This window comes from Halomonas qinghailakensis (assembly GCF_025820815.1).
In the GTDB taxonomy this organism is placed as follows: Bacteria; Pseudomonadota; Gammaproteobacteria; order Pseudomonadales; family Halomonadaceae; genus Vreelandella; species Vreelandella qaidamensis.
In genome coordinates this window covers 148,239-168,754 of the sequence record NZ_CP096973.1, presented here as the reverse complement: position 1 = coordinate 168,754, position 20,516 = coordinate 148,239, and the positions used below count along the sequence as shown (strand labels likewise).

The 20,516-nt window shown below is 53.7% G+C and carries 22 protein-coding genes, 1 pseudogene and 1 riboswitch; of the genes and pseudogenes, 19 read left to right on the top strand and 4 right to left on the bottom strand.

Annotated features, from left to right (window positions below; translation table 11 throughout):
• The first annotated feature begins 100 nt into the window (after window positions 1-100).
• The 15 genes from cobT to cobO all read left to right on the top strand — a co-directional run bounded on the left by cobT (window position 101) and on the right by cobO (window position 13,708).
• Window positions 101-1,150: a nicotinate-nucleotide--dimethylbenzimidazole phosphoribosyltransferase gene (cobT, locus tag M0220_RS00845; protein WP_264018405.1), complete on the top strand. Its 1,050-nt coding sequence runs from the start codon at window positions 101-103 to the stop codon at window positions 1,148-1,150.
• Window positions 1,147-1,866, top strand: coding sequence for an adenosylcobinamide amidohydrolase (locus M0220_RS00840; RefSeq protein ID WP_264018404.1), 720 nt, complete (start codon window positions 1,147-1,149; stop codon window positions 1,864-1,866). Before cobT ends, M0220_RS00840 begins: the two co-directional genes overlap by 4 nt.
• Window positions 1,854-2,843, top strand: a complete 990-nt coding sequence (gene cbiB, locus M0220_RS00835) for an adenosylcobinamide-phosphate synthase CbiB (RefSeq protein ID WP_264018403.1) — start codon at window positions 1,854-1,856, stop codon at window positions 2,841-2,843. Before M0220_RS00840 ends, cbiB begins: the two co-directional genes overlap by 13 nt.
• Window positions 2,840-3,955 carry a threonine-phosphate decarboxylase CobD gene (gene cobD / locus M0220_RS00830; RefSeq protein WP_264018402.1) on the top strand — a complete coding sequence of 372 codons (1,116 nt, stop codon included), beginning with the start codon at window positions 2,840-2,842 and terminating at the stop codon, window positions 3,953-3,955. The genes cbiB and cobD overlap by 4 nt, the downstream gene beginning before the upstream one ends.
• Entirely contained in the window at window positions 3,939-4,472 is a 534-nt protein-coding gene (locus M0220_RS00825; RefSeq protein WP_264018401.1) for a bifunctional adenosylcobinamide kinase/adenosylcobinamide-phosphate guanylyltransferase, read from the top strand. The genes cobD and M0220_RS00825 overlap by 17 nt, the downstream gene beginning before the upstream one ends.
• Window positions 4,469-5,245 carry an adenosylcobinamide-GDP ribazoletransferase gene (gene cobS, locus M0220_RS00820; protein WP_030069081.1) on the top strand — a complete coding sequence of 259 codons (777 nt, stop codon included), beginning with the start codon at window positions 4,469-4,471 and terminating at the stop codon, window positions 5,243-5,245. Before M0220_RS00825 ends, cobS begins: the two co-directional genes overlap by 4 nt.
• The gene (locus M0220_RS00815) at window positions 5,182-5,835 is read left to right on the top strand and encodes a histidine phosphatase family protein (protein WP_030069084.1); all 654 of its coding nucleotides are present in this window, start codon (window positions 5,182-5,184) and stop codon (window positions 5,833-5,835) included. The genes cobS and M0220_RS00815 overlap by 64 nt, the downstream gene beginning before the upstream one ends.
• Window positions 5,787-6,218, top strand: coding sequence for a bifunctional adenosylcobinamide kinase/adenosylcobinamide-phosphate guanylyltransferase (locus tag M0220_RS00810; protein ID WP_264018400.1), 432 nt, complete (start codon window positions 5,787-5,789; stop codon window positions 6,216-6,218). Before M0220_RS00815 ends, M0220_RS00810 begins: the two co-directional genes overlap by 49 nt.
• A 33-nt stretch (window positions 6,219-6,251) precedes the next feature.
• Window positions 6,252-6,480, top strand: a riboswitch (cobalamin riboswitch).
• A 144-nt stretch (window positions 6,481-6,624) separates the two neighbouring features.
• On the top strand, window positions 6,625-8,427 hold the full coding sequence (locus M0220_RS00805; RefSeq protein ID WP_264018399.1) for a TonB-dependent receptor domain-containing protein: 1,803 nt from the start codon (window positions 6,625-6,627) through the stop codon (window positions 8,425-8,427).
• Window positions 8,428-8,443: 16 nt separating this feature from the next.
• Complete coding sequence (locus M0220_RS00800) at window positions 8,444-9,433, top strand: cobalamin-binding protein (protein ID WP_264018398.1); 990 nt, start codon at window positions 8,444-8,446, stop codon at window positions 9,431-9,433.
• Window positions 9,433-10,404: a FecCD family ABC transporter permease gene (locus M0220_RS00795; protein ID WP_030069090.1), complete on the top strand. Its 972-nt coding sequence runs from the start codon at window positions 9,433-9,435 to the stop codon at window positions 10,402-10,404. Before M0220_RS00800 ends, M0220_RS00795 begins: the two co-directional genes overlap by 1 nt.
• Window positions 10,404-11,171 carry an ABC transporter ATP-binding protein gene (locus tag M0220_RS00790; protein WP_030069092.1) on the top strand — a complete coding sequence of 256 codons (768 nt, stop codon included), beginning with the start codon at window positions 10,404-10,406 and terminating at the stop codon, window positions 11,169-11,171. The genes M0220_RS00795 and M0220_RS00790 overlap by 1 nt, the downstream gene beginning before the upstream one ends.
• Window positions 11,172-11,235: 64 nt before the next feature.
• Window positions 11,236-12,549 (top strand): cobyrinate a,c-diamide synthase, encoded by a 1,314-nt coding sequence (locus tag M0220_RS00785; protein WP_030069094.1) that lies wholly within the window; start codon window positions 11,236-11,238, stop codon window positions 12,547-12,549.
• Window positions 12,550-12,634: 85 nt separating this feature from the next.
• Window positions 12,635-13,075: a YtoQ family protein gene (locus tag M0220_RS00780; protein ID WP_030069097.1), complete on the top strand. Its 441-nt coding sequence runs from the start codon at window positions 12,635-12,637 to the stop codon at window positions 13,073-13,075.
• 21 nt (window positions 13,076-13,096) lie between these two features.
• A complete protein-coding gene (gene cobO, locus M0220_RS00775) occupies window positions 13,097-13,708 on the top strand; it encodes a cob(I)yrinic acid a,c-diamide adenosyltransferase (protein ID WP_030069100.1) in 612 nt (203 codons plus the stop codon).
• Window positions 13,709-14,079: 371 nt separating this feature from the next.
• Here the strand turns inward: cobO and M0220_RS00770 are convergent, their stop codons facing one another.
• On the bottom strand, window positions 14,080-14,391 hold the full coding sequence (locus M0220_RS00770) for a hypothetical protein (protein ID WP_264018397.1): 312 nt from the start codon (window positions 14,389-14,391) through the stop codon (window positions 14,080-14,082).
• Window positions 14,392-14,393: 2 nt separating this feature from the next.
• Entirely contained in the window at window positions 14,394-14,630 is a 237-nt protein-coding gene (locus M0220_RS00765; protein WP_264018396.1) for an addiction module protein, read from the bottom strand.
• 153 nt (window positions 14,631-14,783) lie between these two features.
• Between M0220_RS00765 and M0220_RS17455 the strand changes: the two are divergent.
• From M0220_RS17455 to rho, 3 genes and pseudogenes are all read left to right on the top strand, one after another.
• Window positions 14,784-15,106 (top strand): annotated as a pseudogene (locus tag M0220_RS17455) (transposase); the annotation flags it as partial.
• A 319-nt stretch (window positions 15,107-15,425) separates the two neighbouring features.
• Complete coding sequence (locus M0220_RS00755) at window positions 15,426-16,172, top strand: carbon-nitrogen hydrolase family protein (RefSeq protein WP_264018395.1); 747 nt, start codon at window positions 15,426-15,428, stop codon at window positions 16,170-16,172.
• 307 nt (window positions 16,173-16,479) lie between these two features.
• A complete protein-coding gene (gene rho, locus M0220_RS00750; protein ID WP_264018394.1) occupies window positions 16,480-17,436 on the top strand; it encodes a transcription termination factor Rho in 957 nt (318 codons plus the stop codon).
• Between the two features lie 50 nt (window positions 17,437-17,486).
• On the opposite strand, the gene M0220_RS00745 is transcribed toward rho, so the two are convergent.
• Together M0220_RS00745 and rlmF are read right to left on the bottom strand one after the other, a co-directional pair.
• Window positions 17,487-18,686: a DEAD/DEAH box helicase gene (locus M0220_RS00745; protein WP_264018393.1), complete on the bottom strand. Its 1,200-nt coding sequence runs from the start codon at window positions 18,684-18,686 to the stop codon at window positions 17,487-17,489.
• 89 nt (window positions 18,687-18,775) lie between these two features.
• Window positions 18,776-19,708: a 23S rRNA (adenine(1618)-N(6))-methyltransferase RlmF gene (gene rlmF, locus M0220_RS00740; protein ID WP_264018392.1), complete on the bottom strand. Its 933-nt coding sequence runs from the start codon at window positions 19,706-19,708 to the stop codon at window positions 18,776-18,778.
• A 317-nt stretch (window positions 19,709-20,025) separates the two neighbouring features.
• On the opposite strand from rlmF, the gene M0220_RS00735 reads away from it, so the two are divergent.
• On the top strand, window positions 20,026-20,451 hold the full coding sequence (locus M0220_RS00735; RefSeq protein ID WP_264018391.1) for an N-acetyltransferase: 426 nt from the start codon (window positions 20,026-20,028) through the stop codon (window positions 20,449-20,451).
• The last annotated feature ends 65 nt before the right edge of the window (window positions 20,452-20,516 follow it).

Below are 20,516 nucleotides of genomic sequence, written 5' to 3'. Positions count from 1 at the left end.
GGGTGGTTGCGTGCTGAAGTGTCTTAAAGCGCAAGTATAGCAGCCGCGCTTTTGCTACCATCTTGCGCAAAATGAATTTGATTGCTGCCCTGGAGCCGCTATGCATCCCGTCGTTAACCACGTCACGCCACTTGATAGTCACACTGGCGCATTGACACTTCGCTATATTGATACGCTCACCAAGCCGCCAGGCAGCCTCGGCCAGTTAGAAACATTGGCCGTTACGCTTAGTGAGATCACTGGTGAATGTAAACCAATCATCACGCCACCGGCGATTATTGTCTTTGCTGCTGATCATGGTATTGCTGAAGAGGGAGTGTCGGCCTTCCCACAAGAAGTGACGGCTCAAATGGTGGCTAACTTTGTCCGTGGTGGCGCGGCGATTAACGTCTTCGCCAGACAAATTGGCGCCCAGGTTGAGGTGGTGGATGTTGGCGTTGCTTCACACCTAGCAATGCCGAGTATTACGGATGCCAAAGTGCGCGCGGGCACCGCCAATATGGTGCTTGAAGATGCCATGAGCCGTGACGAAGCACTCGCTGCGTTACAGGTAGGCGGCGAAGCCGTTGAGCGCGCCGTTCAGGCGGGAGCGAAATGCATTATTGTTGGTGAAATGGGCATTGCGAATACCACCGCAAGCAGCGCCATGCTGGCGGCGCTGACCGGTAAGCCAGTGGCTCAGTTGGTGGGCGCTGGCACCGGTATTAGTAGCGTCCAGCAGGCTCATAAAGTAGCGGTGATTGAGCGGGCGCTAAGCGCACGCCAAGCCAATATCGAAGACCCTATAGAGGTGTTAAGCAAGCTAGGCGGGTTAGAGATTGCTGCTATGGCAGGCGCTTATCTAGCCACGGCGGCCAATCGCTTGCCAGCCATTGTGGATGGCTTTATCGCCACGGTTGCTGCCCTGACGGCCTGCCGTTTATGTCCAGCGGTGCGCGGTTATTTGATTTTTGGACATCGTTCTGAAGAGCCTGGCCATGCCACGGCCCTTGAGGCGCTTGATGCAACGCCATTGCTCTCTTTGGGGATGCGCCTGGGGGAAGGCAGTGGCGCGGCGTTGGCGTTTCCTTTATTACAGGCCGCCGCCGCGATGCTCAGTGAAATGGCTACCTTTGCCGATGCGGGCATTAGCGACAATGCTGACCCATGAGCGAGCTAGAAACGCTTTCATTTAGTCAGCCGCTAACGTGGTCGCAAAGTGAACACTGCTTGGTGGTGTCGGCTGCTGAGCCACTGTACACCCTGAGTAGCGCGCTTGTGGGAGGCGGGTTTGGGCATTGCCAACACTTCGCAAATTTTCACGTCGATAAAGATTACGACGGCCATCACCCAAAAGACGACCTGCTACGTTGGCTAGCAGATCAGCGACTACCGCTATCCGCTGTTGCGATGATGACTGCAGTGCGCCTGCACAGTGCATGTGCCGTCAGCGTACCATTGGCTGCAACAACCAATGGTGTGCTGGCGTTGGTGACGGCAGGTGTTGGCAACGCGGTTGATATTAGCGTTTCAAGTGACGCAGATCCTCGCTTAATGCTGAGAAGCACACCCAGGGTAGGCACAATTAACACGTTTCTTTTTTTAGATGCCCATTTGACCGATGGCGCGCTGGTTAATGCCTCTCTCTCGGCAACGGAAGCGAAAGTTCAAGCATTGAGAGAAATGGGCGTTAACGATCCATTCAGCGAAACGCCCGCTACCGGCACATCAACCGACAGCCTGTCTATCGCCGCTACCCAGCGTGGCGATCCAACACCTTATGCAGGCTCTGGCACGGCGATTGGGCGGGCGATAGGACAAGCGGTGTATCAGGCGACGTTGGGGTCGCTGACGAAATCGCAACAGGTTTCACCATGCTGGGGTTAGCGTCTGTTGGTTTAGTAGCGATGGCGATTGTGATTGATTTGATCATTGGTGACCCCCGTTCGCTGCCGCATCCCGTGGTCATTATTGGGCGCACCATCAGCGCACTTGAGCAGCGCTGGAACCAGGGAAGTGAAAAACGCCGTCGGCGCTTGGGCTTTATGCTCACTGCAACCATTGTGCTGGGCACGTTTAGTCTTGCTTGGCTAGGGTTGGCACTACTGACGTGGGTACACCCTTGGCTTGGGCTAGCTGCCGAGCTATGGCTGCTGGCGACAACGCTGGCCATAAAAGGTTTGGCGGAAGCGGGACGTGCCATTGCTGTGCCGCTGGCTAACGGTGATTTTGCATCGGCGCGAAAGGCGCTTTCTATGGTGGTGGGGCGTGATACCGAGCAACTGGATGAAGCAGGCATTACCCGTGGTGCGGTGGAAACCATTGCAGAAAACACGGTAGACGGCATTACCTCGCCGCTATTTTTTGCTGTGATAGGCGGTGCGCCGCTGGCGCTGGCTTACAAAGCGATTAACACGCTGGATTCCATGGTGGGCTACCAAAACGAACGCTACAGCGACTTTGGTTATGCCTCAGCGAAACTCGATGATATCGCTAACTGGCTTCCCGCAAGGCTGACCGCGCTATGCTTGTGGGCTGCTGGGGTGTTGATCAGTTGGCAATCATCGGCGCACTATTGGCGTCGGGCCATTATGGCCACCTGCCGCGAAGCGCCCCGTCACCCAAGCCCTAATGCGGGGTGGCCAGAGGCCATGGTCGCGAATCTGTTGGGTGTGCAGTTGGGTGGCACCAATGTTTATCAGGGCGCGGTATCCCATCGAGCCACCCTTGGCTCCCCGTTGGAAACGCTGACGTGTTCGCATATCAACGCCACGATTAAATTGATGCACGGCGCTTGGTTGCTGTTTTTCTTGTTAATGGCCGTGTTAACGATCTTATTAAGCGTGGGGATTTCATGGCTATGAGTCGTCAAGCCACTGTTCACGAAGCGGCTGATTGGCCAAGCCATGGTGGTCAGGCCGCGGCGCTGCTAAAGCGTTTTGGGCTACCTGACGATCATGTGGTTGACGACGTGAGCGCTAACCTTAACCCGCTTGGACCGCCCGAGTGGGTAGCAAGTTGGCTAGTAACTCGACTTGGCGGGCTTAGCCGCTACCCCTCGCCAGACTACGCGTCAGCCCGGCAGGCCATTGCGGCGCACAACGGTGTTCAGCCAGCACAAGTACTGCTGACCAATGGTGGGGCGGAAGCGATTTTTCTTGCCACGGCGCTGCATGCCGGTGGCCGAGCCCTATTATTGGCTCCCAGTTTTGGCGAATATGCCAGAGCCTGTTCTGCCCACCGTATTGAAACGGCCGAGAATGTGTTGCGCGAGCCGCATTTCGCTGGTGAGATGGCGGACTTGCTAGAGAAAGCGGCAAACGCTGACGTGGTGTTTCTGTGTCGCCCGAATAACCCAACAGGCACGCTGATACCCATTGACGCAGTAGAGACACTGCTAGCGCATACGCGGGAAACCGGTACCCAGGTAGTGGTTGATGAGGCGTTTATCGATCTATCGATAGGTGTCGAGGCGCTGACGCCGCTACTTAAGCGTTACGGTCACTTAGTGCTGCTACGCTCAATGACCAAGTTTTATACCTTGCCTGGAGTGCGCCTAGGCTATGTGCTGGCTTCGGAAAACATAGTAGCTACCATGAGCCACCACCAGCCGCCCTGGAGTGTGAACCACCTTGCCGCCGAACTGGTAGCGCCGCTGCTAGCGGATAGTGAGTTTGCACGGCTCACCCAGCAGTGGCTTGCCAGTGAGCAGCCTCGTATGGGCAAGGCATTGTTGGCGTTAGGACTTGAGGTGGTGCCCAGCCATAGCTGCTTTTTCCTAGTGCGGCCTGGTGTTTTACAGCGTGAACGCGGCGTGACCAGCGCAGCCCTTTTTGAACGCATGCTTTATAAAGGGCTACTGGCGAGGCATACCCATAGTTTTAAAGGGCTTGAGGGCAGCTGGCTGCGCTTGGCACTGCGTGATGAGTCGGCAAATAACCGGTTGCTAAAGGTATTGCATGATTGTCTTTGTTAGTGGGGGGGCTCGTTCTGGAAAAAGCCAAGTAGCGGAGCAGCGTGTGCTCAGCGCGGCGGGTGACGCCAACTGCTATTACATTGCCACCGCCACTGTTGACGATGCAGAAATGGCCGACCGCGTATCGCGCCATCAGGCACGCCGGGAAGGCCAATGGGTGACACTAGAAGCTCCCCTTGCGATTGACCAAGCCATTGCCCAAGTACCCGATCACCACGCGGTACTACTCGACTGTTTAACCCTGTGGGCTGGGCAAGTGCTGTTTGGCGCTGAGCCAAATGAAGAATTCAGTGATGAGCAAGGCCTGGCGCTGCTTGATCGCTGCCTGCGTGATGCACAAGAACGGAGGCTGACATTGGTGATTGTATCGAACGATCTCAACGAAGAGTTGATTCCTGATCAGCCCGTTACTTGGCGCTACGTTGAGTTTATCCAGTGCCTGCACCGTTGGTTAGCGGCGCAAGCTGACTCAGTGCTTGAAGTCATCGCGGGCTGTGCTGTGGAGTGGAAACGATGAAAGATGCGCTGTTCGGCCTGGTGCTCGCGCTGCAGTTTCTAACCCGCATTCCACTTCCTGTTGCCTGCCCATGGACACCCGCCACTCGGCGTTGGGCAATCCGTGCCTATCCGTTGGTGGGGTTGTTAATTGGCAGCGTGCTGGTGTTAAACGCGCTGCTATTAAATTTCATAGGGGCACCAACGCCAATAACGGCGTTGCTACTGCTTAGTTTATGGGTCGCGCTTTCAGGGGGGTTACATCTCGATGGTGTGATGGATCTTGCCGACGCGTTAGGCAGTAACCAACCTCTTGAGCGGCGTTGGGAAATCATGAAAGACGCTCAGATAGGTAGTTTCGGCATCCTGGCACTGCTGTTTCTGATGGCTTGGAAGGGCGTATTACTGTGGGCACTGCTGGCGTATCAGGCGCCGCTGTGGTGGCTGTTGGCAGTGCCTGCATTAGGTAGATTTGCAGGGGTTGCACTGCTGGTTCTTACCCCCTGTGCCCAATCGAAGGGGCTTGCATGGAGTTGGCAGCAGTCGCTTAGCCCCCGTGATGTGGGTTATGCCTTGCTGCCTTTGTTGCTGCTTGTCGTGGTGTTCCCTGGTTTGATTGCCTGGGGGTTGGTCATTGTGGTGTGGGTAGCATTTGCCAGAAAGGCACTGCTGCGTCTATTTAACGGCATCAATGGCGACATGGTAGGTGCCACCATTGAAGGAGGAGAGCTTTGGCTACTAGTCTTAATGTGGAGTTGGTGGCAGTTCGCCACGGTATCACCGCCTGGAATTTAGAGCGCCGCTACCAAGGGCAGCGCGATATTCCGCTGCTGTTTCCTGACGCGGAAGCGGGGCTGCTGGCATTGCGAGACGCATTGACAGAAGAGTGCTTTGACGCTGTTTATTCAAGCGATTTAACCCGTTGCCAGCAAACCCTAGCGTGGTCGCAGGCGGCAAAGCCGGATGTGCCGCTGTATTTGGAGCCACGGCTACGGGAGCTGGATTTTGGGGAGTACGAAGGCAAGGTCTACGATGAGCTAAAAGCGTTACCCCATTATCGCGCTTGGATTGACAGCGTGGGGGAGCTGCAAATTCCAGGCGGTGAATCGTCTGGCCAGCTACGTGACCGGTTAGATGCTTGGCTTGAACAGGTGGCTGCGCATGCCCGCGAGCACCATTATCAAAAAGTGCTGGTGGTTACCCACGGCGGGGTAATACGCGAGTTGCGGCGTCGCTTTGAAACCATTGGCTTTTGGGAAGGTATCGTGCAACAAGCGCAGGGGCGGCGTTGGCAACTGACGTATCTAAATCGTGAAGAGGGTAAAGGAGAGTGGCAATGCAGCTGTTCATCGGCGGTGCCTGTGCAGGTAAGCGCGACGTTGTAAACGCACGCTTTCCCAGCGCTGTTTGGAGGCGGCTTTCCCCAGGGCAACGTTTACACGAAGTGAGTCACATTATGCAGCCCAATGTGCCGCTCGTGCTTCACGGCGTGTTTGAGTGGTTAGCGGCAGTGCTAAGCTCGGATATAAGCAGCGATGCGTCGCGCGATCAGTGGCGGCAAGACCTTGCAAATTTGGACACTGCAGCACACACCCACGGCGTGACGCTGGTGCTAATCATGAACGAGTTAGGGCGGGGTATCGTTCCCATGGCCCGAGACCAGCGTCGCCTGCGCGATTTAAGCGGCTGGTTTAGCCAAGATGCCGCCGCCCAATCCGAGCAGGTCTGGCATGTACGGCATGGGTTGGTGCAGGCGCTTAAACCCTAGTCGGTTAAATTGACCAACCCCCAACAAATTGCTAGTTTACGCGCACTCTCAGGTGCTGCTGGCCATTATCGCCATCAGTTAAACGGGAAGTTGGTGAACGCTTACGTGAATCCAACGCTGCCCCCGCAACGGTGATCGAGATAAGAACGGCTAAAGACGCCACTGTGCTAACGCATGGGAAGGTGGTCGTTCGGAAAGGATAGGTGCTGTTATCCGCCTTTCGCTCGTCAGCCCGGAGACCGGCCTAAGAGACATGGTTCTAAAGAACCACACTATACCGAAGCGCGGAGGGCGCTTTCAGGGTAATACTAGTAGCTGTCAGGTTGCTGATACTTCCCTTGGACTCCCTCTGCCCGGTCAAAAAAACACGCTGTGCGGGTGAGCACAGTGAGCAAGGGATTTCTCCATGTCTTATCGTTTTCATTCCACCGTCACGCTGGCGGCGTTTGCGATGGCTGCACTACCGTTGGCCGTTCAAGCCCAGTCGAATGCCCAGCCTGCGACAAATACGTTAAACCCTGTGGTGGTTACCGCCGCGCTTGCGCCGCGCACTGCCAACGAAAGCTTATCTTCGGTAACCGTGCTGGACGAAGCTACGTTACGCCGCCAAGATCCGGTCAGTATTACCGACCTGTTTCGCGGCCAGCCTGGGGTGGATGTTTCTACCAACGGCAGCTTCGGTAAAAACAGCAGCGTGTTTATTCGTGGCAGCGGTAGCAGCCAAAATGTACTGCTGATTGACGGTATTCGTCTGCGTTCCGCCACCAGCGGTGGGGCTGCCTGGCAATACCTGGAGCCGCGCATGTTTGACCGCGCCGAAATTGTGCGCGGCCCGCGCGGTAGCTTATACGGGGCCGATGCGATTGGCGGCGTTATTCAGCTGTTTACCCCTCAAGGCGAAGAAGAAGGCCCACAACCGCGGGTTTCTTTTGGCGGTGGCTCGTTTAACACCCAGCGTCTGAGTGCCGGTATTAGCGGCAAAGAAGGGGGTACCCGCTACAGCTTTGCCGGTAGCCACTTCACCACCGATGGCCAGCCGGTTCGGCGTGACGGAGACGATAAGGGCTATGACAACACCACGGCCCTAGCACGGGTTTCCCATACCTTTGCAAGCGGTGCAGAAGCAGGCGTGCTGGCGCTTCGTGCCCGTGGCCATAACGAATACGATGGTGGCGAAAACGACTTCGTGCAGCAGGTGGCAGGGGTCTACGGTGAACTGCCGATGACCGATAACTGGCGCAGCCGCTTAACCCTCAGCGAATCACGTGATGAGAGCGATAATTTTGCTGACTTTGGTGACTCTGTGTTCAACACCAAGGTGAGCACCGCGCGCTGGGAAAATACCTTTACAGCGGGCGCCCATGAGCTAATTGCTGGCGCTGAGTACAGCGAAGATCGAGTCAATAGCACCACGGCGTATGATGAAACCAGCCGAAGCAACGCGGCGGTCTTTACTCAGGCGCTGCTCGATTTTTCACCGTTTACCCTGCAAGCCAGCTTGCGCTTTGATGACAATGAATCTTACGGTGAAGAAGTCACTGGTAGCGTAGGCGTGGGCTATGACGTAGACAGCCATCACACCTTACGTGCCAACTACGGTACGGCCTTTAACGCACCCACTTACAATCAGCTCTATTTCCCTGGCTTCGGTAATCCCGACTTGGAGTCTGAAACGTCAGAAAGTATTGAAGTGGGTGTACGTGGACAGTATGCCCAATGGTTCTGGGATGCCGCGCTTTATCAAACCGATATCGACAACTTGATTACTGGCCAAGGTCTGCTGTTTAACGTGCCGGAAACCCGCATTCGTGGGGCAGAGTTAGCGGCTGGCGTTGAACTCGACGATTGGACACTGGCTGCCGCACTCACTTACACCGACCCTGAAAACCGTCTGACAGGTAAGCGCCTGCAAAACCGCGCCTCACAAAGCCTTCGCTTAGACCTAGACCGTGAGCTTGGTGACTGGTCGGTGGGTGGGTCTTGGATTGCTCAAAACCACCGTTACCGTGATGCTCAGAACCAAGACCGCCTAAGCGGTTACGGGCTGGTGAACCTGCGTGCGGGCTGGCAGTTTGCCCCGCTGTGGAGTGCGCGGGTAACGTTGGAAAACGCCTTGGATCAAGATTACATTACAACACGCTCTTTTGATGGTGCCGACTACATTAATGCAGGCCGTGCAGGGTTCTTGAGTGTTCACTTTGGCCAATAAAAAAGCGAATCAGAGTATGTCTAAACAGTGCGGGGCTATTGGCCCCGCACTGCCATTAAAGCGATTTTTATTTAATCGTTGCCTACAGACTCTATTCACACTACCCCTGTTAACACTCGGTGGTGTGGTTTCAAGCGCCGTAGTGGCAGATGACCACAGCCGCTGCGTGGTAGATGACCGTGAGCGGGAGGTGTGTCTACACACTGAGGCTCGGCGCATTGCCACACTTTCCCCTGGGGCGACGGAGCTGACCTACGCTGCGGGTGCTGGGGAACAGGTCGTTGCTGTGGTGAGCTACAGTGATTATCCACCGGAGGCCAAACAAGTAGCTTCCGTTGGCAGCCACACGCGGATTGATTTAGAAGCGCTAGTGGGGCTGGCACCTGACTTAGTGATCGGTTGGGTAACTGGCAATCCGGCTGAGCAAATGGAAACCCTTGAAGCACTTGGCATGCCGGTGTTCTACATTGAACCGCGTACGGTTGATGATGTCGCTGATACTATTGAGCGGTTGGCACGCCTAGCGGGAACGGAGCTCGCAGGCCAGCAAGTGGCTGATAGTTTCAGACAGGGTATGGCGGAGTTGGCGGCGCGCTATAGTGATCGAGAGCCCGTACGCACGTTTTATCAAGTGTGGGATCAACCGCTGATGAGCGTGAACGATGAACACCTGATTGGCCAAGTGGTACAGCTTTGCAGCGGTGAAAATGTGTTTGGCGATCAGCTACGCCTAGTACCAAGGCTGGATGACGAAGCCGTATTGGCGGCTAATCCTGAAGCGATTATTGCTGGTGGTATGGGGGAAGAGAACCGCCACTGGCTGACCCACTGGGAACAATACCCACATCTTTCCGCCGTGGCGGATGATAGCCTCTATTTTGTGCCGCCTTCGCTGATTCAACGGCCCACGCCACGTCTGTTAGACGGCGCTCAGTTGCTGTGCGAAAAACTTGAGCAAACCCGTCAAAAACGCGCTAGGGCGGCTTCTATGGACAAGGACTCTTAATGACAGCGCGCCTGTGGCAACCTCTTTGCCTGTTGGCATTGATTGCCATTACCGCCATGCTATTTTCCCTAGCGGTGGGCAGTGCTCAGCTTTCCGCTGCCCAGCTTTGGGCGGTGATGCAAGGGCAGGGTGATCCGTTGGCGCGTACTATGGTGATGGATTTACGCCTTCCCCGCGCGCTTTCGGCTTTTGCTGTCGGCGGTTTATTGGCAGTCGCTGGCGCTCTGATGCAAGTGCTGCTGCGCAATCCTCTTGCAGACCCTTATGTACTTGGGCTTTCCGGTGGCGCATCGATTGGCGCGTTGGCGGCCATGCTGGTAGGTGTGGGTGGGCTGCTAATTTCAGGCTCAGCGTTTTTCGGCGCATTGCTGTCCACGTTTCTAGTGTTTGGTTTGGCCCACGGCAGCGGCAGCTGGACGCCCTCACGTCTGTTGCTTACCGGCGTAGTCGTGGCGGCAGGCTGGGGTGCGGTGATTACCCTAATGTTGGCGTTGAGCCCTGCCGAACGGCTGCCGGGCATGCTGTATTGGCTGATGGGCGATCTTTCCTACGCGCGTACTCCCTGGCCGCCACTGCTGCTGTTATTACTCACGTGTATTGTCTTGATTCCATTGGGGCGTAGTTTAAATGTGCTGGCTAGAGGCCCTCAGCAGGCAGCGGCACTGGGGGTTGCTGTTCGTCCGTTGGAGTGGGGAATTTATATCGCGGCGAGCTTGTTAACTGCAGCGGCTGTCACCACTGCGGGCAGCATTGGCTTTGTTGGCTTAGTGGTGCCGCATATGCTGCGCCTGTTGCTAGGCAACGATCAACGGCTGATATTGCCAGCTTGTGCCCTTGCCGGGGGCTCCTTACTCGTGTTGGCCGATACATTGGCCCGCACGATGATTGCCCCGGAGCAGTTGCCAGTGGGGGTGATTACCGCGCTATTGGGTGTGCCGACGTTCCTCTTTTTGCTTTACCGGAGCCGCTGATGAGCCGCCTGGTCACGCAAGACCTCATCATCAACGTGCCAGAAAGGCGCGATGGCACGGCGCTGAATATTGCCATCGAACCCGGCCAGATATGGGGCGTATTAGGCCCCAACGGTGCGGGTAAAACCACGCTGCTGCACACCTTGGCGGGGTTGAACGCACCGCGTTCCGGGCAAGTGTTGCTGGGGGGGCAGCCGCTTGAGACGCTGCGCAGGCGGCAAATTGCCCAACGCCTGGGGATGGTCTTTCAGGAACGCCTGGACGGCTTTCCCGCCACCGTATTGGAAACCGCGTTGATTGGCCGCCATCCCTATCTGTCGTTATGGCAAATGGAGGGGGCAGACGACTATGCCCGGGCTGAAGCAGCGCTTGAGCAACTGGACGTTGCCCACCTGCGCGACCGGCTGGTGAGCACGCTTTCCGGTGGCGAAAGGCAACGTGTTGCGGTGGCCACGGTACTGACTCAAGCCCCCAGTATTTGGCTGGCCGACGAACCGACCAATCATCTGGACCTGCATCACCAAAGTGCGGTGATGGCGCTGATGGCTCAGCAAGCAGCCCAAGGCAGTGCGGTGATGATGTGCCTGCACGATTTAAATCTAGCGGCCCGTTGGTGCGACTACATTTTGCTGCTTTACCCAAGCGGTGAGGCCTGCTGGGGGCCGCGAGACACCATGCTGGTGCCCAGCGCGTTAGAGCGGCTTTATCAGCAGCGTTTGGCAACGGTGCAAGTTAACGGCGCGCCGGTATTTGTACCCATTCAGTAATACCCAATATCACTATAAATTCCAAAGGCTTGTATTAAAAAGCTTGTATTGAAGGGGAAGAGGCATGTTGCAAGGTGAAGCCCACGCGGCGTTAATTAGCGCACCTGGTTCCGGCCAGGGAAAATCTATGGTGACCGCTGCGTTAGCAAGATTACACCGTAACGCGGGGCGCACCGTGCGGGTCTTCAAGCATGGCCCAGATTATCTCGACCCAATGGTTCAGGAAGTGGCTTCGGGCCAGCCGGTGTACCAGCTCCACCCGTGGATGACTGGCGAAGATGAGTGCCGTTGGCGCTTGGCTCAAGCCGCTCAAGAGGCAGATGTAATTTTAGTCGAAGGCTCCATGGGGCTATTCGACGGCTCGCCTTCCAGTGCCGACTTAGCCATTTTGGCCGGTATTCCGGCGTTGCCGGTAATTGATGCCTGGGGGATGGCGCAAACCTTTGGTGCGGTCGCCCAGGGGCTTGCTAACTACCGTTCCGATCTTGCCATTCATGAAGTGATTGCCAACCGTGTTGGCAGCCCAGGCCATGGCAAGTTGCTGGCAGAAAGCATGCCAGAAGGCATTGCGCTGTTGGGCGCGATTCCCCGTCACGATGCCATGAAAATTCCCGACCGCCATTTAGGCTTACTACAAGCCCATGAGCTAAGTGGCTTGGATGCCCAGCTAGACGCCGCCGCCAAGGTATTGGAAGAGGCTGGGTTAGGCCGACTGCCCAAAAAGGTAACGTTAAGCGCTGAGCCACCTACACCGGTTCCTGAGTATTTACGCGGTGTGCGCATTGCCATTGCCCGTGATGATGCCTTTGCCTTTATTTATCGCGCCAATGTGGAGTTGCTGCAAGCGATGGGCGCGGCGATTCACTTCTTCTCACCGCTCAATGACAGCGTGCTACCAGGATGCGATGCCCTGTGGTTACCCGGCGGTTATCCGGAACTACACGCAGCAATGCTTAGCGCGAATCAGCCAATGTGTGAGGCGATCACCACTCATCATCACCAAGGTAAACCTATTTTGGCAGAGTGTGGTGGGCTGATGAGCTGTGTCGAGCACCTAGTGGATGGTGACGGAAAGCGTCATACCATGCTGGGGCTATTGCCTGGTACTGCAAAAATGGCGGGCAAACTGACGGCGCTAGGCCTGCAAAGTTTACACGCTCAACAGGGTGAATTGCGGGGGCACACTTACCACCATTCGCTGTTGGAAACGTCACTTCAGCCGTTTGCTCGTACCCGCAAGTTGGCGGGCAGTGAAGCCGAGCCGATCTACCGTGATGGGGCGCTGATTGCGAGCTATTTCCATGGTTATTTTCCTTCGGCACCTAAGTTAGTGGCGAACATTTTTACCGGTCAGCCCCTGCAAATACTGGCGCAGTGATTTTTTTGGAATATTTTTCCATAAAGCCGATGTGGGCTATCATAGGGCGGTTAATACCCTACACCAACGATTATCAGGAGCCGCTATGAGCTTTTACGTTTATCTTTCTGGCGAGATTCACACCGACTGGCGTGAAGAAATTCAGCGAGGCGCAGACGCCGCTGGATTAGACATTGTATTCACCGCCCCCGTTACCGACCACGACGCTTCTGATGCCGCAGGCGACCACCTAGGCAAACCGGACAACGGCTTCTGGCGCGACCACCAGTCTTCCAAGGTCAACGCCATTCGTACCCGTACCATGATCGAACAAGCGGATTTGGTCGTCGTGCGTTTCGGTGATAAGTACAAGCAGTGGAACGCCGCCTTTGATGCGGGCTATTGCGCCGCACTTGCCAAGCCCTACATCACGCTGCACAGCGAAGACATTGTTCACCCCCTGAAAGAAGTGGATGCCCAAGCCCAGGCCTGGTGCACAACGACGGATCAAGTGGTAGAAACGCTGCGCTACGTTCTAAAAGCTTAAGCGTTAACTCAAGGAGCACCCATGCGCGAAAATGCCAAAACCCCGGAACGCCATGCCCAGCGCATGGCGGCCAAGCAGAAAATCATGAACGAGCGCATCGCCAGCGCTGACAAAGAGCAGGGCGTGCTGCTGGTGCTAACCGGCCCCGGTAAAGGCAAAAGCAGCTCCGGTTTTGGCATGCTCGCCCGCGCCCTTGGCCATGGCATGAACGTCGGCGTGGTGCAGTTTATTAAGGGCGCGTTTAGCACAGGGGAAGAAGCCTTCTTTCGCAACTTGCCTAATGTGGACTACCACGTGATGGGTGAAGGCTACACTTGGGATACCCAAGACCGCGAACGCGATGTCGCTGCCGCCAACGCCGCCTGGGAGCAGGCCAAGCGCATGCTGCAAGACGACAGCTACCACATAGTACTGCTCGACGAACTTAATATTGCCCTGCGCTACGAGTACCTCGACCTAGACCAAGTGCTCGACGACCTGCAAGCCCGCCCAGCTATGCAGCACGCCGTTGTCACCGGCCGTTACGCCCCGCAACAACTCATCGATCTTGCCGATACCGTCACTGAAATGAAGGTGGTTAAACACGCCTTTAAAGACCAAGGGATTAAAGCTCAGAAAGGCATCGAGCTTTAGTAAAGAAGAAGGCGTGAGAAAGTAACTGAAGCTCCGCTCGCCTATGGCGACTGCTATGGGAGGGAGCTTCAGCTCGCGAAGACTCAGCCACATAAACAATCTAGCCACCCCGTAGCGCGGCGTAACGCTTGGCGAGAAACGAGCCAAAAGGCACCCGCGAAGGCAGCTAGCTGCCCAAAGCCTCCACCTGCCCGCTTTCTCTGCAAAGCCACGTGACCTAAGCCAAATTTATCAATAAAGTATGATTGAATGAACGGTTGCAGAAGGGCTGTTTGTCGAAAGAGAAATGGCGGTTGCTGACTTTATAGGCATGGCAACGGGCTATAAAAAACCAATGCATCCGACTGCTGACGCGTCCGCTGATTGAGGCGTTATGGGGCAAGTCGATCGTGCCAGTAGCCGGGTTTTTTAGAATGATGAGCGAAAGCAACAACCGTAATTGTTTGACTATTTGCTATGGTCACCAAAGAGAAAGGAAACCTTTGAAGAATCAATCTTTTGGCTCCAAGCTTAGCTGCTTCACCAATGACTGGTACGAGCGGTGGGTTTGGTTTGCTGAGCTTTGCCGCTGCCTGCTCAAAACTTGTAATGAGCTGTTCTCCCAGACCCGGTACCTCCAGTTCGTACCAAGCAGCGGCTTCGGTCAATTCTTCGCTAGCTTCCGTGCTGACTTTTACTTTCAAGATCAGCCCCTAATCCGAGCTCTGGCACGTGAAATGGCGTCATCAACATCAAGAAGTTCAGTTTTTCCTGATTTAATGTCATTGATTCTACAGCAGATTTCAACGTCCCAGGCCTCTACAACACTAATATCGGCTGGACCATCTAAACTGGCAACCAAATCATGTGCAAGCTTAGCACGCTCTTTCTCAGGCAAGGTCATAGCGGCACTAGTGATACGTTCAAGTTGTGCTGTTTCCATTGCATCACCTAAAACCTTTAAACTTAAAATGAATAAATGATGCCCCAGACGACACTCCATAACAAGGCTAAGCACAGCGATAGCTTTTTCATTGTGGCTTCGCCTTCACGACAAAGCCACGCGTGTTGGCGGCGTTAACCCCTTGTTTCTTTATATTGCGACTATCGTGACCGCGAGCAGCACAAGCCACTCATCCTTGATGGCGAGGAGTTCGTGCGCCGGTTCTTGCTCCATGTTCTGCCTAAGGGGCTGATGCGGGTACGCCATTACGGTTTTCTGGTCAATCGCTGTCGTCGGCAACGTTTGGTACAGATCTGGCTCGCGTTAGCGGTTGTTGAGCCAGCACCGTAGCCGATATGGCTGCCAGCGAGGCGGAGCCGACCTACACCTGTCCACACTGTAGACAACCCAGCATCGGCATGCGCCCCTCCTGCGATCCACCGCCTAACCACCAGGAGCAACGCTATCGAGCCTAATGTAACGGCATACCACGATGAAAGGCATGGTTCACCGGCCCGCTGGTGGGTCACGGCTACACTTGTCCCGGTGATGGATTTTAGCCGTCAGGCACGCTACATTGGGTTAATTTTGGTTTGGGAGCACTGACATGATGGTCAATCTCAGCATGAGAGCGCGTTATAAGCAACATGCCGATGCATGGCTTGGTGCCTCAGGCCGCCTGCCCGTCACCCTAGTAAATAGCCGCCTGCTGGGCGCGCTTTAGTCCAACAGGCATTTATCCGCCATGCTCCGCAGGCGAATAAATGCTTCACTGTTATGTTTTAAGGAGGTATCTTGAAAAATGGAGTAACTATAAGCTTGGCTCAAATTCCTATCGCGAGAGGCGACTTATGTGGGAATATTGAAAATCATATTAAAATGATCGAGAAATCATCTTATTGCAAAGCTGATGTTGTCGTTTTTCCGGAGTTATCATTGACGGGCTATGAGCTAGACTTGGCTGGTGAGCTGGCTTTTTCGCCTGATCCGATGCGCTTTAAAGAACTCTCTCAAGCGTCAGTTGAAAATGAGATTATAGTTATTGCAGGTTGTCCGCTACAAGCTAATAATTCCTCAAAGCCAACAATAGGTGCGGTAATTTGTTTTCCTGATGGCTCAGTCCAATTTTATTCAAAGCAATATCTGCATGAAGGCGAGGACAAGTATTGTTCTTTTGGGACGACAGATTATTTTTTGACTATTAATGGGCATCAAATAGCACTGGCTATTTGTGCCGACTTCATAACACCGGAACATTCTCAGCGGGCTAAAAAACTCGGTGCAGATGCTTATGTTGTAAGCGCTCTAATTTCTGGTAATGGTTTTACCACTGATTCTAAAATCCTATCCGAAATTGCTTTAGAACACCGAATTCCTGTACTTGTAAGCAACCATATCTCAGAAACAGGTGGTTGGGAAACTTGTGGTAGAAGTTCAGTTTGGGATTCATTTGGGAAGCTCGTTATTAGCTCTAGCGAAAAAGAAAGTGGTTTGGTTTTGTGTACGATTGCTGGCAATGAGATCGAGGTAACTAAAACATAACAAACAATTTAAGAGTGATTCAGCACGCTTGGCATTTTTGGTTTGAATCAAATTTAGTGATTACGTTGTTTAATTTGAGTTTTGTAGTAGCGTGCTTCACACCTTAATGCGGCGTTAAATTTTCGCTGCATTCTGGCAGGCGTTGCTGTAATACCAACATCGCTCCCGTATCTCTGTCTCCACAAGGTATAATCTCACTTATCTTCCCAGGCCCCCACGCTGCCAAAGTCTGCGGTCAACTTTTTTTGAATAACAGGGCAGTGGTCAATAATCAGCACCGACATATATAAGGCAAACTATCAACATCATGGCAAGAAAAACACTCAGTTTGAAAACAAAAAAACAGATAGATACCAAGCCCGCCGACGAAGTGGAAGATCAGTTCCCTGAGGTTCCCGAAAAACGTTTTTTAAATGGCGTGGCTGTTCATCCTTCCCCACGCATTGTTTTAGAGCTTGGTTCTAAGCAGCGAAGTGTGCGGGCGATGGATTTGATTACGCCCATCGGCATGGGGCAACGCGGGTTGATTGTTGCGCCGCCGGGCTCTGGCAAGACGACGATGTTAAAACATATCTGTCAGGCCGTGGCAGCCGCTCATCCGGATATAAAGCTGTATGCCTTGCTGATTGATGAGCGCCCTGAGGAAGTGACCGATTTTAAGCGCAGTGTGTCGGCAGACGTACATGCCTCGTCTTCAGACGAAAGCTACACGCACCATGTGCGCTTGGCAGACAAGCTGCTTGAGATGGCGCGTAAGCAAGCAGGCGAGGGTCATAATGTGATGATTGTGATCGATTCGCTTACCAGACTCGCGCGCGTTCATAATGCTGAACAGCGCGGCAATGGTCGTACGATGTCGGGTGGGCTGGATAGCCGTGCAATGGAAATACCGCGAAAACTGTTTGGCGCTGCGAGAAAGATCGAAAACGGCGGATCGCTCACGATTCTGGCTACTGTGCTGGTGGATACGGGAAGCCGTATGGATCAGGTGATTTTCGAGGAGTTTAAGGGCACGGGCAATATGGAACTCGTGTTATCACGGGAAGTGGCAAATCAGCGAATTTTCCCGGCGATAGATATTGCCAAAAGCAGTACCCGTCGAGAAGAGCTGTTGATTGATGCTAAAGATATTGAAAAAGTTAGGACCTTGCGTAGAGCGTTAACACCCCTTAAGCCTGTTGAAAGCGCGCAGAAGCTACTTGCGCTGTTGGAGAAGTACCCCACGAATGCGGAGCTGTTGGATGCTTTTTCGCCCGCTGAGTAGAGGTGAAGCTCACCCTTGTATTCATTCGAGGTGAGCTTCTTGGTTAGCGCTTAACGATTGCTTTTTTTAACATGGTTCAAGTTAGAAGCGGGGACTGCTTTTTTAACCGGAAAGCCTTCGATTTCTTTACGCTCAATCGTATTTTTCAAACGTTTTTCAATCGCACAAAGATTTTTAAAGTCACTGATGTCTACTAAGGAGATGGCTTCACCTGAGGCGCCTGCACGGCCGGTGCGGCCAATGCGGTGGATATACTCTTCTGGCTGAAAAGGTAAATCGTAATTCACCACTCGGCTCAGTTCACCAATATCCAACCCCCGAGCGGCTACCCCTGTGGCAACTAGGTACTTCAGTTCGCCCGCTTTGAACTGATCCAACACCTTCTCGCGCATGGCCTGGCTTCTGCCGCCATGGATGGAGTCCGCTTGAATGCCGCGCTTTTCCAGCTGAGCCACCAGTTTGGCCGCGCTGTGTTTTTTCTCGACAAAAATAAGCGCCTGATCCCACGCTTGCTCGTTGATCAAGTGACTCAACAGGGCGGACTTGGTGTCCTTGTCTACCGTGATGAGCCATTGTTTGATCGTGGCGGCGGCGCGGACGTTGGGCGTAATGGAGATGTCAGTCGCCATGTCTGTCATCTTGCTGTCTGAAAACGCGTGAGCGATGGCGCGAACGTCATTGGTCATGGTGGCCGTGAACAACAGGTTCTGACGGTTTTCAGGCAGGCGCACGATTATTTTGTGGATATCATCGACAAAACCCATGTCGACCATTCTATCCGCTTCGTCCAGCACCATGACTTGAAGTTCATCAAAGTGCAGCGCACGCTGATGGGCCAAATCCAGCAGTCTGCCCGGCGTGGCGACGAGAATATCTACTCCTTCGATGAGGCGTTCTTTTTGTGGCGCAGTGTCAACGCCGCCATATACCGCCATCGAGGTTAGGGGCGTGTGTTTAGCGTATTGAGCCACACTGGCTTCAACCTGAACTGCCAGCTCGCGGGTCGGCACTAGGATCAGTGCGCGAATGCGTTTGCCGCGCAGCGGTTCTGCTGCTTTACTGAATTTTTCCAACAGCGGCAGCACAAAGGCAGCGGTTTTGCCTGTGCCGGTTTGTGCGGTGGCGATCAGGTCTTTACCCGAAAGAATGGCTGGAATTGCTTGTTTCTGGATGGGCGTTGGCGTTTGGTAACCTAGTTCGGTGATAGCTTGAACAAGAGGACTGGATAAACCGAGTTTTGAAAATGGCATTAGGCGCCCTGACATATCGTCGTAAGGTGTGTCGAAAATGAAAATTGATGCAGTATAGCGTAAATGACGTCGACGTCAGTGGTTGCGGCTCACATGAATGTCCAGGCCAATACCCTCGTGATCTTATTTCCCTGCTTCATCTCTATTTCCCGTACATCCACTGCGCCGAGCTTACGAATTAACTTCTTGGCAGGCTTAACATTGTCAGTTTTTGAAACCAAGCTGGTAAACCAGCGACATTGAGCTGAATACAGCTTGCTTTCTCTTATCAGCTTTTTCAGAAACAGCTGTTCGCCGCCCTTACACCAAAGCTCTGCTCCCAGCCCGCCAAAATTCAGAGTGGGGGTTTGGGTCGTTGGTTTTTGTTCACCGCGACTGCGAGCAAGGTTATTGAGTTTAAGCTGGCTACCTTTAAGTGCTTCATCAAGCGAGGCATGGAAGGGCGGGTTGCAGACGCTGACATCAAAAAACTCGCCAGCTTGAATAATCCCTTCAAAAATGTGGTTTTTATCGTGCTGCGTGCGCAGTGTGAAGCGTTCTTTGAGAGAGGGGTTATTGGCGATAATCGTGGCTACGTTTTCAAGCGACTGAGGGTTAATGTCACTACCGACACATTGCCAGCCGTAAATTTGGCAGGCCAGTAGTGGGTAGATTCCGTTTGCTCCAGTCCCTATATCGAGTAGCTTGATACTGCGCTGTTCAAGCCCCAACAAGTCAGCCATATAATGGATATAGTCGGCTCTGCCTGGGATGGGAGGGCAAAGCGCTCCCTCTGGAATATCCCAATCGACAATGTTGTAGTGCCGGTTTAATAACGCGGCATTAAGCGTTTTTACTGCCACTGGGTCTGCGAAATCGATGGAAAGGTCGCCATGCGCGTTCGGTTTCACATGAGGGGCTAATGCTGGGTGGCTTTGTACGAGAGCTGAGAAGTCATAGCCTTGGTTGTGTAGATTCCTTGGGTGCAGGCCTTTGCGAACAGGCCTAGCTTGGCTTTTTTCACTTCGATGGGGGTTGCTCACAGTAATAGGCCCAAGGCTTGGAGTTCGATAGTAGAGTGGGGCTTGCTTAGCCGGTGATTATAAGCTTAATGGTTGTGACGTGCATGCTCGGTAGTTCGAGGGTAAGTTCGAGGTGGCGAGAGGCTTGCTGTCCATTACGCGTTTGTTTCTTGTCGGGTTCTGGCCTTTTGCTCTGCCTGATCCAGAAGTACAGGGCCGCTACCTGATTCTGCCAGTTTTTTTAAAAGCTGCTGCCAGTCTTCAACTGTTGGCGTGCGGTTATCAAACGACTCTCTGTCATGCATTGGTTCAGCTGACCATCAGTAAGGAATATTTAAATGATTCGTAAATGCCGAGAGAGGGATATTGACCAGATATTGGAGATATGGCTTTCAGCATCGATTAAAGCGCACGCTTTTGTTGAGGCGGAATTTTGGGCGTCAAAGGTTAACGAAATGCGAGATGTTTATATCCCCGCATCGGAGACGTTTGTCTTCGAATCTGACAATCAGATAGCGGGATTCTACAGTTTGTACGGAAATACGCTGGCTGCCATTTTTGTGTCCCCTGAATTACAAGGCGAAGGTGTGGGGTCAGCGATGCTTGATGATGCCAAGAGCAGAAGGGAGTGTTTGCAACTGTCGGTCTACCAGGAAAATACTCCCAGTATCAACTTTTATAAAAAGCAGGGGTTTATTTTATTAGGTGAGCAAGTTGATGAGCGAACTGGCCATTCAGAGTTAGTTATGGAGTATTACGGTTAACAACGCGTTGTGGCCGCTTGTAGGTCACTTCGCATAAACCAGCAAAGCGTTGAGATATGCGTTAA